This window comes from Luteimonas terrae (genome assembly GCF_004358165.1).
GTDB classification, from domain to species: domain Bacteria; phylum Pseudomonadota; class Gammaproteobacteria; order Xanthomonadales; family Xanthomonadaceae; genus Luteimonas; species Luteimonas terrae.
In genome coordinates, this window is sequence record NZ_SMTG01000002.1 from 545,206 (window position 1) to 560,547 (window position 15,342).

Below are 15,342 nucleotides of genomic sequence, written 5' to 3' on the forward strand. Positions count from 1 at the left end.
ACCGCAACCGTCCCTTGTCACCGTTCATGCTCGGCACGGCGTATCGCCTGCAGATCACATCGGTGATGTCCTTCCTGCACCGCGCGACCGGCATCGCCGCGTCGGTGGGTGCCTTCGGTCTCGCCTGGTGGCTGCTCGCGGTCGCCGCAGGCGGCGAGGCCTACGCGTCCGCCGCGGCCTGCCTGGGCTCGCCGCTCGGCATGCTGGCGCTGGCCGCGTTCACGTTCTCGCTCGTCTATCACCTGCTCAACGGCATCCGCCACCTGATGTGGGATGTGGGCATGGGCTTCGAGCTGCCGGAGGTCTACCGCTCCGGCTATACCGTGATCGTGCTGTCGGTCGTGCTGACCGCCGCGATCTGGTTCATTGCACTGCGGGGTGGCGCATGAGCGAGACCAAGACTCCGGACGCCGCGTCGCGTCCGCGCGATTTCCGCACGCCCGTCGCACGCGCCCGCGGCCTGGGGTCGGGCAAGACCGGTACCGACCACTTCTGGTGGCTGCGCGTGACCTCGGTCGCCCTGGTCCCGCTGTTCGCATGGTTCATCGGCACGCTGGTGTCGCTGGTCGGCGCCGACCTGGCGACCGTGCAGACCGTGCTTGCCCGTCCGTTCAACGCGATCGCGTTCGCGCTGTTCGCCATCACCACGTTCTGGCACGCCAAGCTGGGCCTGCAGGTGGTGATCGAGGACTACATCCACCAGCGCGGGCTGGAGATCGCCCTGCAGCTGCTCGTCACATTCGCCTGCGCCGCCGGCGCGCTCGCGTCGCTCTATGCGATCGCGCGCATCGCACTGCTGGGCTGAGAACCTCATGACCACTGCCTACAAGATCACCGAACACAAGTACGACATGATCGTCGTCGGCGCCGGCGGCGCCGGCCTGCGCGCGACCTTCGGCCTGGCCCACAAGGGTCTGCAGACCGCCTGCCTGACCAAGGTCTTCCCGACGCGCTCGCACACCGTCGCGGCGCAGGGCGGCATTTCCGCCGCGCTCGGCAACATGGGCGACGACGACTGGCGTTACCACTTCTACGACACGATCAAGGGCTCCGACTGGCTGGGCGACCAGGACGCCATCCAGTACATGTGCCGCGAGGCCATCCCGGCGATCATCGAGCTCGAGCACCAGGGCGTGCCGTTCTCGCGGACCGAGGAAGGCAAGATCTACCAGCGTCCGTTCGGCGGCATGACCACCGAATACGGCAAGGGCATCGCCCAGCGCACCTGCGCCGCGGCCGACCGCACCGGCCACGCGATCCTGCACACGCTCTACCAGCAGTCGCTCAAGCACGACGCGCGCTTCTTCATCGAGTACTTCGCGCTCGACCTGATCATGGACGAGGAGGGCGCCTGCCGCGGCGTACTCGCCATCGACATGGCCGAGGGCACGCTGCATCTGTTCCGCGCCCAGGGCGTGGTGCTGGCCACCGGCGGTTACGGCCGCGCGTACTTCTCCGCGACCTCGGCCCACACCTGCACCGGCGACGGCGGCGGCATGGCCCTGCGCGCGGGCCTGGGCCTGCAGGACATGGAGTTCGTGCAGTTCCACCCGACCGGCATCTACGGCGCTGGCTGCCTGATCACCGAAGGTGTCCGCGGTGAAGGCGGCATCCTGCGTAACGCGTCGGGCGAGCGTTTCATGGAGCGCTACGCGCCCAACGCCAAGGACCTCGCCTCGCGCGACGTGGTCTCGCGTTCGATGACGATGGAAATCCGCGAAGGCCGCGGTGTCGGCGAGCACAAGGATCACATCCACCTGGATCTGACCCATCTCGACCCGAAGGAAATCCACGAGAAGCTGCCGGGCATCGCCGAGAGCGCGAAGATCTTCGCCGGCGTCGACGTCGAGAAGCAGCCGATCCCGGTCCTCCCGACCGTCCACTACAACATGGGCGGCATTCCGACCAACTACCACGGCGAAGTCGTGCAGTTGAAGAACGGCAACCCGGATGCGGTCGTCCCGGGCCTGTACGCGATCGGCGAAGCCGCCTGCGTGTCGGTGCACGGCGCCAACCGCCTGGGTTCGAACTCGCTGCTCGATCTGGTGGTGTTCGGCCGCGCGGTCGCCAACCGCTGCGCCGAGACCATCACCCCGAACGCACGGCACAAGCCGCTCGCCAAGGATGCCTGCGACAAGGCGCTGGCCAACCTCGACGGGCTGCGCCACGCCAGCGGCAGCACGCCGACTTCGGTCATTCGCGACAACATGCAGCGCACGATGCAGAACGACGCCGCCGTGTTCCGCACCAGCAAGACGCTGGCCGAGGGCGTGGAGAAGATCCGCGAGATCCACGCGTCGTTCGCCGACGTCAAGGTCAGCGACCGTTCGCTGGTCTGGAACTCCGACCTCATCGAAACCCTGGAACTGCAGAACCTGCTGGGCCAGGCACTGGTGACCATCGTCTCGGCCGAGAACCGCAAGGAATCCCGCGGCGCGCACGCGCACGAGGACTTCCCGGACCGCGACGACGTCAACTGGCACAAGCACACGCTGTGCTCGGTCGACGAGGCCGGCAACACCACCATCGATTACCGCCCGGTGCACATGTACACACTCGACGACGAAGTCGAAGTCGTGCCGCCGAAAGCACGCGTCTACTGAGCCGGGAGACCCCAGATGGCAGAATTTTCGCTCCCGAAGAACTCCAAGGTGCAGCAGGGCCGGCACTTCCCGGCCACCGGCGCCAAGCGAACGCGCACCTTCAAGGTCTATCGCTGGAATCCCGATGACGGCCGCAATCCGTCGACGGATACCTACGAGATCGATCTCGACAAGTGCGGCCCGATGGTTCTCGACGCGCTGATCAAGATCAAGAACGAGATCGATCCGACGCTGACCTTCCGCCGCTCGTGCCGCGAGGGCATCTGCGGTTCGTGCGCGATGAACATCGATGGCACGAACACGCTGGCATGCACGCGCGCGATCGAGGATTGCAAGAAGGCCGAAGTGCCGATCTATCCGCTTCCGCACATGGAAGTGATCAAGGATCTGGTGCCCGACCTGACGCACTTCTACGCGCAGTACGCCTCGATCCAGCCGTGGATCCGCACCCAGAGCGTGGCCCCGCCGGATCGCGAGCGCCTGCAGTCCAAGGAAGACCGCGCCAAGATCGACGGCCTGTACGAGTGCATCCTGTGCGCGTGCTGTTCGACCAGCTGCCCGAGCTACTGGTGGAACGGCGAACGCTATCTGGGCCCGGCGATCCTGCTGCAGGCCTATCGCTGGATCATCGACAGCCGCGACGAAGACACCGGTGCGCGCCTGGACGATCTGGAAGATCCGTTCAAGCTCTACCGCTGCCACACGATCATGAACTGCGCGCGGACCTGCCCGAAGGGCCTGAATCCGGCGAAGGCGATCGGCGAGATCAAGCAGCTGATGCTGGCGCGCCGGGGCTGATCGCGCCCCTCGTCGTTGTTTCGCAGCGATCGCATCGTGCTCGTCGCCCCAGCGGAAGCTGGGGCCCATCTTGACCCTCATGATGGCCGCGAAAATGGGTCCCAGCTTGACCAGACATCCGTCTGTTGAAAGCTGCTGGGACGACGAGTGCAGTCTCACCATCGCCCAGACGCTGCGACGGACATGACCCACGACGACACCACCGAACTCCGTCGACTGCGCTGGCGCAGCCGGCGCGGCATGCGTGAGCTCGACCGGTTGTTCGAGCGCTGGCTCGACCGCTGCTGGACGACGTCCACCGACGCCGAGCGCGAGGTTTTCCGACGGCTGCTCGATTGCGAGGACGATAGGCTCTGGAAGTGGTTCCTCGGCCATGAGCGTTCCGATGACGCGCAGCTCGACGCCCTCGTCCAGTCCATCCGGCAGCTTCCGCCGGACTGAGCCGCTGCCGTTGCGGCTCGCATGGCGGCCCTCCCGCCTGCTGCAGGGCATGCTCGCCCTGATCGGCATCGGTGGATGCGTAGGCCTGTGGTTGTCGGAGATGCCGACCGGAATAATGATCGTCGCGACGCCGCTGGTGCTGGTCGCCAGCGCCCATCACATCCGCCGCGAGCGCCGCAGCCCACATTGCGACCTCGTCGTCGACGCCAGTGGTGTCGCGTCTCTCGACGGGCGACGTCTGGACGCGCCGCGTCTGCACTGGCGTGGCCCGATCGCGTTCCTGTGCTGGCGCGAGGGTCGGCGCACACGCTGGCTGGTGTGGTGGCCGGACACCTTGCCGGCGGCCGCGCGACGTGAACTCCGTCTGGCCGCGTCGGCCTTCGTGACGCGACCATCAGCCGATTCGATGGCACCATAGCGGCGCCCCGGGCGGGCGGTTCGACGGCGCGGCCGTCGCGGCCGCGGCCCCCATGACCGGACGTCCATGCTCAAACCCATTCCTGCCGCGATCGGCCTGCGTTATCTCCGGGCCAAACGCCGCAACGGCTTCATTTCCTTCATCTCGCTGGCGTCGATCTTCGCAATCGCGATCGGCGTGACCGTGCTGATCACCACGCTCGCGGTGATGAGCGGTTTCCAGAAGGAAATCCGCGACCGCATGCTCGGCATGGTCGCGCACGCGACGATCAGCGCCGATGGCGAAGTGCTGTCGAACTGGGCGCGTGCGGTGGATGTCGCGCGTGAGGATCCCCGCGTCGCCGGTGCGGCGCCGTACGTCGACACCCAGGCGCTGCTGCGCGGTCGTCGCAACGAGCCGGCCGCGGTGCGCGCGATCGTGCCGGAGGACGAGGCGCAGGTGTCCGAACTGGCGACCTCGATGGTGATCGGCAAGCTCGACGATCTGCAGCCGGGCACGTTCAACATCGTGCTCGGACGCGAGCTCGCGGTGTGGCTGGGCGTGGGCGTCGGCGACAGCGTCATCGTGACCACCGATTTCCAGGTCACGCCGATGGGCGCGGTGCCCCAACTCAAACGCTTCACCGTCAGCGGCATCTTCGAGGTCGGCTACCAGGATTTCGACCGGCGCCTGGCGGTGGTCAACCTGCAGGACGCGCAGCGTCTGCTGCGCATCGGCGACGGCGTGACCGGCGTACGCCTGAAGCTGCACGACATGGATCGCGCGCAGCAGGTCACCTACGACCTGGTGCACAAGCTCGGCGGCGTCTACCGGGTCAGCGACTGGAGCAGCGAGAACGCCAACATGTTCCGCGCGCTCAAGCTCGAGAAGACGATGATCGGCATCCTGCTGTCGTTGATCATCCTCATGGGCGCGTTCTCGCTGCTCAATTCGCAGGTCATGCTGGTCACCGACAAGCACGCCGACATCGCCATCCTGCGCACGCTCGGCCTCACGCCGCGCGGGGTGATGCAGGTGTTCATGGTGCAGGGCACGATGATCGGTGTGATCGGCACGGTGCTGGGCGTGTGCGGCGGACTGCTGCTGACATTCAATCTCGAACACATCCTGCGCGGGCTCGAGCGCCTGTTCGGCGTGGTGCTGATGCCCGAGGACGTCTACTACGTGACCGGTCTGCCGATCGATCTGCAGAGCAGCGATGTGGTGATGATCGGCGTGGTCGCGCTGGCGATGGCGTTCCTGGCGACGCTGTATCCGGCCTGGCGCGCGGCGCGCACCGCACCGGCGGAGGCGCTGCGCTATGAGTGAGATCGCATTGGACACGACCGACACCGTGGTGCTGGCGGCCGAAGGCCTCGGCAAGACCTATGCCGAAGGCAAGCTGCACACGCCGGTATTCGACGGGCTGGACTTCGCGGTGCGCGCCGGCGAGACGGTCGCCATCCTCGGCGCGTCGGGCGCGGGCAAGAGCACGCTGCTGCACCTGCTGGGCGGACTGGACACGCCGAGCGCGGGCGAGGTATTCGTCGCCGGACAGAAGATGAGCGCGCTGTCGAATGCCGCGCGCGGCACGCTGCGCAACCGTGCGCTCGGTTTCGTCTACCAGTTCCACCACCTGTTGCCCGAGTTCACCGCACTGGAGAATGTGATGCTGCCCGCATTGCTCAGCGGTGCCAGCGACAGCGATGCCACGGCGCGTGCGCGCGGATTGCTGGAGACGGTGGGGCTGGGACATCGCCTCGGCCACAAGCCGGGGGAGCTGTCGGGTGGCGAGCGTCAGCGCGCCGCGGTCGCGCGTGCCCTGGTCAACAAGCCGGCCTGCGTGCTCGGCGACGAGCCCACCGGCAATCTCGACGAACGCACCGCGGCGACGGTGTTCGAGCTGATGCTCGAGATGAACCGCGCGCAGCGCACGAGCCTGGTGCTGGTCACCCACGACCGTCGTCTGGCGGGCAAGCTCGACCGGGTCATGGAACTGCACCAGGGCAAACTGCGCGAGGTCGCGAAGGACGACGTCTGAGGGCAAGGTGCCGCAGGCCTCGCAGGACGCCCTATTCGGCGGGTTTCGCGGCCTCGGTCGGCCGCTGCGATGCAGCCCTTCGCGACAGCACCGCTTCGCGATGCGCGATGTAGCCGTTGGCGCCGAACACGATCGCCGCGCCGGCCGCCGTCCAGATGTCCAACGTTTCGCCGAACAGCCACCAGCCGAACAGCACGACGATGGGCAGCTGCACGAAGCTGATCGGCTGCAGCGCCGACACTTCGCCCAGCCGCAGCGCGCGCGTCCACAGCCACTGGCCAAGCGTGCCCAGCACGCCGGTGGCGATCAGCCACAGCCAGGCCACCGGGCCGGGCCAGACCCACTGGAACAGGGCGGGTGCCAGCGACAGCGGCACCCACAGCAGATAGGTGTAGAAGACGATCGTGTCGGGCGGGTCGATCTTCGACAGCTGCTTCATCTGGATCGCGACCAGCGCCGCGAGCAGGGCGCCGAACACCGGGACCAGCATCGGCAGCGAGAACGCCACGCCGGGCCGCAGGATCACCAGCACCCCGATGAAACCGGCCGACACCGCGATCCAGCGGCGCACGCGCACGATCTCGCCCAGCCACAGCACCGCCGCGATCGTCGCGAACAGCGGCGCGGCGTAGGACAGCGAGATCGCCTGCGACAGCGGCAGATGGCCGATCGCCCAGAACGCGCACAGCATCGAACCCAGGCCGACCAGCGTGCGGACCAGATAGCGGCCCAGATGCCGCGTGCGCGGGATGCCGTTGCCCGCGTGCATCAGGATCGGCAGCAGCGCGAGCAGTCCGAAGAAGTTGCGGAAGAACGCGACCTCGGTCGTCGGGATGGTCGCCGAAGCGAAGCGGATCGCGATCGCCATCAGCGCGAACGCCGAGGTGCTGCCGAGCATCAGCAGCGCGGCCTGGCCGTGCACGGTCGCCGGCTTCCAGCGCCGCAATTCGCCGCTCACCAGCGTGCTCCGATGATCCTCGGCTCCGGTTCCAGGCGCACGCCGAAACGCATCTGCACGGCCGCGGCGATCCGGCGCGCCAGACCGAGCAGGTCGGCGCCGCTCGCGCGGCCGTGGTTGACCAGCACCAGCGCATGTCCGGCCGAGACGCCGGCATCGCCGTCGCGCTTGCCCTTCCAGCCGCACTGGTCGATCAGCCACGCGGCCGAGAGCTTGCGCAGGCCGTCGTCCACCGCGAACACCGGGATGCCCGCGTGTGCGGCAACCAGCGCCGCGGCCTGCGCGGCCGGGACGATCGGATTCTTGAAGAAGCTGCCCGCATTGCCGATCACCGCCGGGTCCGGCAGCTTGCTGCGGCGGATGTCGATGACCGCTTCGGCCACGTCGAGCGGGCGGGGCGCGGTGATGCCGCGGGCGGCCAGCGTGTCGCGCAGGCCGGCGTAGTCGAGCACGGGCGTTGCGAAGCGCTGCAATGCGAACTCGACCGCGGTGACGATCCAGCGGTCGGGCATCTGCTTGAACACGCTGTCGCGGTAGCCGAAGCGGCAGTCGGCGGTCCCGAGCCGCACGAATGCACGCGCGTCCTGATCGAAGGCCTCGACCGCGACCACGCGCTCACCGACCTCGACGCCGTAGGCACCGATGTTCTGGATGGGCGCGGCGCCGACGGTGCCTGGAATGAGCGCGAGGTTCTCCAGGCCGCCGAGCTCCTGCGCCAGCGTCCACAGTACGAAGCCATGCCAGTCGGCGCCGGCACTCGCGCGCACGACGACGCGGTCGCCGTCGTCGGACACCACCGCGCGACGCGCATCGGTGATCGCCAGCGCATCCTCGGCATCGCCGGCGAACAGCAGGTTGCTGCCGCCGCCGATGACCAGCGGACGGGCGCCGTCGAGCGCGTCGAGCGCGCGCGGCAAGGCGCCGGCATCGGCCACTTCGACGAGCCGGCGCGCGGATGCGGCCACGCCGAAGGTATTGCGCGGGCGCAGGTCGGCCGGCTGCAGCAGACGGAAAGGTGCGGACATCGACGGGTCAGAGGCTGGGCAGATTGCCGCGGCTCGGGGCCTCGCGCCTGCGGCGGATGGCATCGACGCAATCGCCGATCAGCGCCGGCCCGCGGTACACCAGACCCGAATAGACCTGCACCAGCGACGCACCGGCCGCCATCTTCTTGACCGCGTCCGCGCCCGAGACGATGCCGCCCACGCCGACCAGCGGAATCTCGGTCGGCAGGCGCGTGCGCAGCATGCGCAGCACGGTGGTGGCCTTGTTCATCAGCGGCTCGCCGGACAGGCCGCCGGTTTCCTCGGCGCGCGGATCGTCCTGCACGCTGATGCGCGAGATCGTGGTGTTGGTGGCGATGACGCCGTCGACGTGCAGGTCCGAAAGCACGCGTGCCGCGGCCTCGATGTCGTCGTCGCTGAGATCGGGTGCCACCTTGACCAGCACCGGCACGCGCTTGCCGTGCTGCGCGGCCAGACGTTCCTGCGCCTCGCGCAGCGTGCCGATCAGGCGCCGCAACGCCTGTTCTTCCTGCAGTTCGCGCAGGCCGGCGGTATTGGGCGAGGAGATGTTGACGGTGATGTAGTCGGCCAGCGGATACACGCGTTTGAGGCAGAACAGGTAATCGTCGGCCGCCGACTCGTTGGGCGTGTCCTTGTTCTTGCCGATGTTGATGCCGAGGATGCCGGCGCGCTTGGCACGGTTGACGTTGGCGACCAGCGCATCGACGCCGGCATTGTTGAAGCCGAGCCGGTTGATCAGCGCGCGATGCCGCGGCAGGCGGAACATGCGCGGCTTCGAATTGCCGTCCTGCGGGCGCGGTGTGGTCGTGCCGATCTCGACGAAGCCGAAGCCCAGCGCGAACAGCGCATCGATGTGGTCGCCGTTCTTGTCCAGGCCGGCCGCCAGGCCCACGGGATTGGGAAACTGCAGGCCGAAGGCTTCGGTCGGCAGGGGCTGCGGCGGCTTGGCGATCAGCGACGACAGGCCGGCGCGATGCAGGGCGTCGAGGCCGCCGAGGGTCAGACCGTGCGCGCGCTCGGGGTCGAGCCGGAACAGCAGCGGCCGGAGACTGCCGTACATCAGGCGTACGCCGCGATGGCGGCCATCACGCCGCCGAAGACCAGGAACACGAACAACAGGCCGAGGATGCTCATCGCGACCATCGCGTAGCCGAGCACGAGGCCGGTGACCGCCAGTCCGTCGCCTTCGAACGCATCGGGACGACGACGGATCTCGGACCGTGCGAGGTGGCCGGTGACGATTGCGACGAGGCTGCCGATGAAGGGCAGCATCGACCAGCCGAGCAGACCCGACACCAGGCTGACGATCGCCAGCGTGCTGGTGCGACGGAAGGCGACAGGTGCGCTCATGCGCGTGGTGCCCGCGTCAGGATGCCCGCCCGCGCCGCGTCGCGATACGACGCAGCGTGCAAGGAAACCGGATTTCGCAGCGCCATCGGCGGCGGTCCAGGGAGAACGGGGGAAGACACGATTATTCAGAACCCGGGGCGGCGCGCGCAAGCGCGGGAGGCGCCGCAGCGTGTGCTGCGGCGCCGACATGCGCATGCGTCACCCGTCCAAGGTCCGTCGCGAGCGCCGCCGGATGGCGCGTGGCGGAGCACAGGAAGCGCAGCGTACGTGTAGTACGTGAGCATTCCGAGCACCGCACGCGCGTCAGCCGGCAAGCGCAGCAGGACATTGGGCGGGTCAGAGGTCGAACTTGATGCCCTGCGCCAGCGGCAACGCGTCGGAGTAGTTGATGGTGTTGGTCTGGCGGCGCATGTAGGCGCGCCACGCGTCCGAACCCGACTCGCGACCACCGCCGGTCTCCTTCTCGCCACCGAACGCGCCACCGATCTCGGCGCCGGAGGTGCCGATGTTGACGTTGGCGATGCCGCAGTCCGAACCCCAGGCGGCGAGGAACTGCTCGGACGCCTTGAGGTTGGTGGTGAAGATCGCCGACGACAGGCCCTGCGGCACGTCGTTCTGCTGCTCGATCGCGTCGTCGAGATCGCTGTACTTCATGACGTAGAGGATCGGCGCGAAGGTCTCGGTCTGCACGACCTCGGCATCGTTGGTCAGGCCGCTGATGATGGTCGGCAGCACGAAGTTGCCCTTGCGGTCGTCGAGTGCCTTGCCGCCGCTTTCGACGGTGCCGCCGGCGGCCTTGGCCTTCTCGACCGCGGAGAGGAACGCCTGCACGCCATCGCGCGAGTTCAGCGGGCCCATCAGGTTGGCGGCGTCGGTCGGATCGCCGATCTTTTTCTCGACCTGCGCGTAGCCCGCTTTGAGCTTGCCCAGCACCTCGTCGAAGATCGACTCGTGCACGAACAGGCGGCGCGTGGTGGTGCAGCGCTGGCCGGCGGTGCCGACGGCGCCGAACACGATCGCCGGGATCGCCAGTTTCAGGTCGGCCGAGGGGTCGACGATGATCGCGTTGTTGCCGCCGAGTTCCAGCAAGGAGCGGCCCATGCGGCGCGCGACGCGCTCGCCGACGTGGCGGCCGACCTTGGTCGAACCGGTGAAGCTGACCAGGTTGATGCGCTTGTCGTCGACGAAGGCCTGGGCGAGATCGCTGCCGGCGTCGTTGAACAGGAAGAAGATGTCCGGGAAACCGCCGGCCTTCAGCGCGTCGTTGCAGATCTTCATCGACGCGATCGCCGACAGCGGCGTCTTCGGCGACGGCTTCCAGATGGTGATGTTGCCGCAGATGGCGGCGACGAAGCTGTTCCAGGCCCAGACCGCAACCGGGAAGTTGAAGGCGCTGATCACGCCGACGATGCCCAGCGGATGCCACTGCTCGTACATGCGGTGGCCGGGACGCTCGGAGTGCATGGTCAGGCCGTAGAGCTGGCGCGAGAGGCCGACGGCGAACTCGCCGATGTCGATCATCTCCTGCACTTCGCCGTCGCCTTCCGGCTTGGACTTGCCCATCTCCAGCGCGACCAGCGAGCCCAGCGCGTCCTTGTGGGTGCGCAGCGCCTCGGCGCACAGGCGGATCGCCTCGCCGCGGCGCGGGGCCGGGGTCTTGCGCCATTCGCGGAACGCGGCCTGGGCGCGGGTCACGATCTGTTCGTAGTCGGCTTCCGACGAGGCCAGCACCTGGCCCAGCACTTCGCCATCGGTCGGGTTGACCGGCTCGATGATGCCGGCGCCGCGGCCGGTGGCCCATTCGCCGTTGCCCAGATAGGTGCCCGATTCGGTGGCCTTGAGGCCGAGCGCGGTGAGGACGGGATGGGACATCGCGGAAACTCCTTGTGCGTGCGGCCGGACGGCGTGAAGCCGGCGGCGGCGGGGGACAACGCGGAACGGCGCGGGGGACCGCTCGCGTGCGTGTGGTGACCCCGGCCCGATTCGAACGGGCGACCTTCCCCTTAGGAGGGGGACGCTCTATCCAGCTGAGCTACGGGGCCGAATTGGCCGCCCATGATATCCGACCGCCCCGCCGCACGTGCGACAGCCGGGGCGGCGGCGGATTGTCGGCAGGGCGGATCGGCCCGTGTGTCGCGGGGGGGCGGGGCGCGCCGACGCGCACTACACGATGACGTTGGATGTCGCGGCGGGCCGCGCTCAGGGCGACTCCGCCAGTTCCACGCAGTCGCGGCCGTTGGCCTTGGCGGCATAGAGCGCGCGATCCGCGATGCAGAGCGCGGCGTCGACGCTGTCGGCGGCGCAGGCCTCGATCACGTGCACGCCGATGCTGGCGGTCACGCGGATGCGCACGTCCCCGCTGAGGCAGGGTTCGTCTCCCAGCGCGTGGCGGATGGCCTCGCCGATGCGGCCGGCCTCGGCCATGTCGCGGCCGGGAATCGCGACGATGAACTCCTCGCCGCCGAAGCGTGCCAGCAGGGCGTCGTGCGGCCGCAGGGTGCGGCCGATGCGCCGCGCCGCCCAACGCAGGCAGTCGTCGCCGACCAGATGGCCGTAGCGGTCGTTGATCGACTTGAAGTGGTCGAGATCGATCATCAGCACCGCCAGCGGCGCGCCGTCATCGCGCGCCTGGCGCGCGAGATCGCGGAAAGCTTCGTGGAACCAGGCGCGATTGTAGAGGCCGGTCAACCCGTCGCGGCGGCTGGAATCGCGCAGGCGCGCGTGCGCCTCCTCGAGCTGCAGCAGGGTGCTGCGCACTTCCTGCGTGCGCTGGGCGACCTTGCGTTCGAGCTTCTGGTTGGCCTCGGCGGTGATGCGCTGGTTCTCGTTGCGCAGCGCCGCGTAGCGATGCCCGAGTGCGATCGACAGCAGCAGCATTTCCAGGGCCGAGCCGATCTGCACGCCGTATTCGGTGGCGAAGTTCTTGGGCAGCACCCCGAACGCGAGCAGGGTGAACACCGCGGTGCCGAGCAGGAACATCGACCACGCGAGCAGGAGCAGCCGCGCCGGCGCATAGCCGCGGCGCAGCACCACGACCGTCGCGATGACGATGCCGACCACGCCCAGCAGCACCGCGCGCGAGGCGACCGGCGTGGAGATCCGCAGCGGCAGCCACACCGAGGCCACGCCGAACAGCACGAAGAAGCCCATCAGCGCCAGCAGCAACAGGTTGCCGCGCGGCCAGCGCCTGGGCAGTTCGAGGAAGGTGCGCGAGAACTGCAGCATCGCCACCAGCGCCAGGCAGATCGAGATCGGCACCATGTGGTCGGCCATCCACGACGAGCCCGGCCACAGGTATTCGAAGCCCAGGCCGTTGAGCGTGAACAGCACCAGCCCGAAGGCGGTGACGTGGCACAGGTACCAGAAATAGCTGGCATCGCGCAGCGACAGCCACAGCACCAGGTTGTAGAAGAACAGCGCCAGCATGATTCCGTAGTACAGGCCGATTGCCAGCTGCGCGTCGCGCGAGACCTCGGTGAACGCCTTGGGCGTGTAGAGCTGCAGTGGCACCTGCATCGAACTCTGGCTGCGCACGCGCACCAGCACGTCGACCGATTCGCCCGGCGGCAGGTCGAGGCTGAAGTTCGGATGGCGGTAGCGCACGCTGCGCGAAGCGAACGGTCGATGGTCGCCGCCGGCGTGGTGGACGACGTGCCCGTCGGCGTAGCGGACGTGCACGTCGACCTCGTCGCTGAGCGGATACTCCTGCACCAGCATCCAGCGCGGCTCGCGCGGATCGCGGTTGATCACCCGCGCATGGAACCAGAACGTGCCGCGCTGGAAGCCGAAGGCGTCGTTGCCGTCCGGCAACGGGCGCATGCCGCGCAGATCGACCCGCTGCCAGGCCGCGGCGAGATCGTCGCCGTCGCCGGCATCGTGGTGGTAGCGCAGATAGGGCGACAGCGAGACGCTGTCGGTGCCGGGCGCGAGCTGCACGCCCGCGCGTTCGGCGGCCGTTGCGGGCAGAGCCCACAGACAGACCAGCAGCAGCCAGCATCGCCACCACGGCGTCGCCCCGTCGATCCGCGTCATCCTGCCGCCCCGTATTCCATGCATCCCCGCATCGGCCTCGTCCTTGGCCTGCGAACGCAGGAAGCGTAGACCAGCGGCCTGCCGAAATCATCCGGCGGCATAATCGGCCGCCCGTTCGCAACAGGATCTCCCATGCCGTCCCAGAGTCCACGCGCGTTCCTGCCGCTGGCAGCCGTCCTGCTGGCGCTGTCGTCCGGCGCGGCCTCGGCCTGCGAGACCGGGCGCGTCGTCGATGCGGACGGGCAGGGCCTGGCGGGCATCCGGGTGTCGGATGGCACGCGGATCGTCGTGTCCGCTGCCGACGGCCGCTTCTCGGGCCTGCGTGGTGGCGACGCGCCGGTGTTCGTGATCCGCCCGGCGGACCGCTCGCTGCCGCGCGAGGGTGCCCATCCCGCGTTCTGGCGCGCGGCCGGCGCCAGTGGCGCGGCCTGCACGTTCACGCTGCCGGCCGGCGACCGCGCGCAGGACACCCTGCGGGTCGCGGTGTTCGCCGACCCGCAGACCGGCACGACCGAAGAAGTGGGCTATTACGATCGCGCGATCGTCGAGGCGGCGCTGGCGGGCGCGCCCTACGATCTCGGCCTGATGCTGGGCGACGTGACCAACGACGACCCCGCGCTGTATCCGCTGATCGACCGCGCGACCGCGCGTCTCGACACGCCATGGCTGCACGCGCCGGGCAACCACGATCTGGACTTCGACGCGCGCGACGATGTCGGGTCGACGGCCTCGTTCCGCGCCGCCTACGGCCCGGAGACCTATGCCTGGGAAACGGCGCAGGCGAACGTGCTCGTGCTCGACAACGTCATCTGGCAGCCGGCGCAGAAGCCGACCTATGTCGGAGGGCTGCGCGAGGACCAGTTCGCCTTCGTCGAGGCATATCTGGCATCGGCGCCACGCGACCGGTTGCTGGTCGTCGCCGCGCATATTCCGTGGTTCGACACCGCATCGTCGGGCGCGCCCGAGACGGTGCGCAGCGCCGATCGCGCGCGTCTGTTCGCGGCGTTGCAGCCGTTCCCGCACGTGTTGCTGCTGACCGGGCATCGCCACACCCAGCAGCACGTCCGCCACGACGCCGGCACCGGCTGGCATGGTTTGACGCCGCTGCACGAGTACAACGTCGGTGCCTCCAGCGGCGCGTTCTGGAGCGGCGCGGCGGATGCCGCCGGCATTCCGGACGCGACGATGGCCGACGGCACGCCGAACGGGTTCGCGGTGGTGCAGGTCGAGGCGGGCGGCGCGTACCGACTGTCCTGGCAGCCGGCACGCGCGCCGGCGGACAACCCGGCGACGACGCAGGCGATGTCGCTGCACGCACCGCGCGTGTTGCGCCAGGGCGCGTATCCCGCCTGGGGCGTCTATGCCAACGTCTACATGGGGCAGCCCGACACGCGCGTCGAGTTCCGCGTCGGCGACGGCGACTGGGCGCCGATGCGGCGCGTCGAGCAGCCCGACCCGCGCCTGCTGCTGGAAAACGCACGCGACGATCTCGCCGACACGCTGCGCGGCCGTGACCGCTCGCCGGAAGCCACGCCGTCGATGCATCTGTGGCGAGGCGCGTTGCCGACCCGGCGCGACGTCGGCACGCATACCGTCGAGGTCCGCGCCTTCGACGCGTGGCAGGGCGAGCAACGCGCGCGGACGACCTATCGTCTCGACCGGTTCGACGGTGACGCTTCGCCATGACCGGCGCTGCG

General features: G+C 68.8%; 15 protein-coding genes and 1 tRNA gene. 9 read left to right on the plus strand and 7 right to left on the minus strand.

The features are described from left to right. Positions 1-14 precede the first annotated feature (14 nt). From sdhC to lolD, 8 genes are all read left to right on the plus strand, one after another. Positions 15-389 (plus strand): succinate dehydrogenase, cytochrome b556 subunit, encoded by a 375-nt coding sequence (gene sdhC, locus E2F49_RS02725; protein ID WP_243713531.1) that lies wholly within the window; start codon positions 15-17, stop codon positions 387-389. Next, positions 386-805 (plus strand): succinate dehydrogenase, hydrophobic membrane anchor protein, encoded by a 420-nt coding sequence (gene sdhD / locus E2F49_RS02730; RefSeq protein WP_055247728.1) that lies wholly within the window; start codon positions 386-388, stop codon positions 803-805. Before sdhC ends, sdhD begins: the two co-directional genes overlap by 4 nt. A 7-nt stretch (positions 806-812) precedes the next feature. After that, on the plus strand, positions 813-2,603 hold the full coding sequence (gene sdhA / locus E2F49_RS02735; RefSeq protein WP_133392506.1) for a succinate dehydrogenase flavoprotein subunit: 1,791 nt from the start codon (positions 813-815) through the stop codon (positions 2,601-2,603). Positions 2,604-2,618: 15 nt separating this feature from the next. Further along, positions 2,619-3,401 (plus strand): succinate dehydrogenase iron-sulfur subunit, encoded by a 783-nt coding sequence (locus tag E2F49_RS02740; protein ID WP_055247731.1) that lies wholly within the window; start codon positions 2,619-2,621, stop codon positions 3,399-3,401. Positions 3,402-3,584: 183 nt separating this feature from the next. Then, a complete protein-coding gene (locus tag E2F49_RS02745; RefSeq protein WP_055247732.1) occupies positions 3,585-3,842 on the plus strand; it encodes an FAD assembly factor SdhE in 258 nt (85 codons plus the stop codon). Next, positions 3,787-4,260: a protein YgfX gene (locus E2F49_RS02750; protein ID WP_165971097.1), complete on the plus strand. Its 474-nt coding sequence runs from the start codon at positions 3,787-3,789 to the stop codon at positions 4,258-4,260. Before E2F49_RS02745 ends, E2F49_RS02750 begins: the two co-directional genes overlap by 56 nt. 66 nt (positions 4,261-4,326) lie before the next feature. Beyond that, complete coding sequence (locus E2F49_RS02755; protein ID WP_055247735.1) at positions 4,327-5,568, plus strand: lipoprotein-releasing ABC transporter permease subunit; 1,242 nt, start codon at positions 4,327-4,329, stop codon at positions 5,566-5,568. Then, a complete protein-coding gene (lolD, locus tag E2F49_RS02760) occupies positions 5,561-6,280 on the plus strand; it encodes a lipoprotein-releasing ABC transporter ATP-binding protein LolD (protein WP_133392508.1) in 720 nt (239 codons plus the stop codon). The genes E2F49_RS02755 and lolD overlap by 8 nt, the downstream gene beginning before the upstream one ends. Before the next feature lie 31 nt (positions 6,281-6,311). On the opposite strand, the gene E2F49_RS02765 is transcribed toward lolD, so the two are convergent. From E2F49_RS02765 to E2F49_RS02795, 7 genes are all read right to left on the minus strand, one after another. Next, positions 6,312-7,178, minus strand: a complete 867-nt coding sequence (locus tag E2F49_RS02765) for a DMT family transporter (RefSeq protein ID WP_133393424.1) — start codon at positions 7,176-7,178, stop codon at positions 6,312-6,314. Positions 7,179-7,234: 56 nt separating this feature from the next. Beyond that, on the minus strand, positions 7,235-8,263 hold the full coding sequence (murB, locus tag E2F49_RS02770) for a UDP-N-acetylmuramate dehydrogenase (protein ID WP_133392509.1): 1,029 nt from the start codon (positions 8,261-8,263) through the stop codon (positions 7,235-7,237). A gap of 7 nt (positions 8,264-8,270) precedes the next feature. Next, positions 8,271-9,323 (minus strand): quinone-dependent dihydroorotate dehydrogenase, encoded by a 1,053-nt coding sequence (locus E2F49_RS02775; protein ID WP_133392510.1) that lies wholly within the window; start codon positions 9,321-9,323, stop codon positions 8,271-8,273. Beyond that, entirely contained in the window at positions 9,323-9,613 is a 291-nt protein-coding gene (locus E2F49_RS02780; RefSeq protein WP_133392511.1) for a DUF4190 domain-containing protein, read from the minus strand. The genes E2F49_RS02775 and E2F49_RS02780 overlap by 1 nt, the downstream gene beginning before the upstream one ends. Before the next feature lie 336 nt (positions 9,614-9,949). Next, positions 9,950-11,485, minus strand: a complete 1,536-nt coding sequence (amaB, locus tag E2F49_RS02785; protein ID WP_133392512.1) for an L-piperidine-6-carboxylate dehydrogenase — start codon at positions 11,483-11,485, stop codon at positions 9,950-9,952. Between the two features lie 93 nt (positions 11,486-11,578). Further along, a tRNA-Arg gene (locus tag E2F49_RS02790) sits at positions 11,579-11,655 on the minus strand. A gap of 157 nt (positions 11,656-11,812) precedes the next feature. Next, a complete protein-coding gene (locus E2F49_RS02795; RefSeq protein WP_165971098.1) occupies positions 11,813-13,645 on the minus strand; it encodes a sensor domain-containing diguanylate cyclase in 1,833 nt (610 codons plus the stop codon). A 132-nt stretch (positions 13,646-13,777) separates the two neighbouring features. Between E2F49_RS02795 and E2F49_RS02800 the strand changes: the two genes are divergently transcribed. After that, complete coding sequence (locus E2F49_RS02800) at positions 13,778-15,331, plus strand: calcineurin-like phosphoesterase family protein (protein WP_133392514.1); 1,554 nt, start codon at positions 13,778-13,780, stop codon at positions 15,329-15,331. Positions 15,332-15,342: the final 11 nt, after the last annotated feature.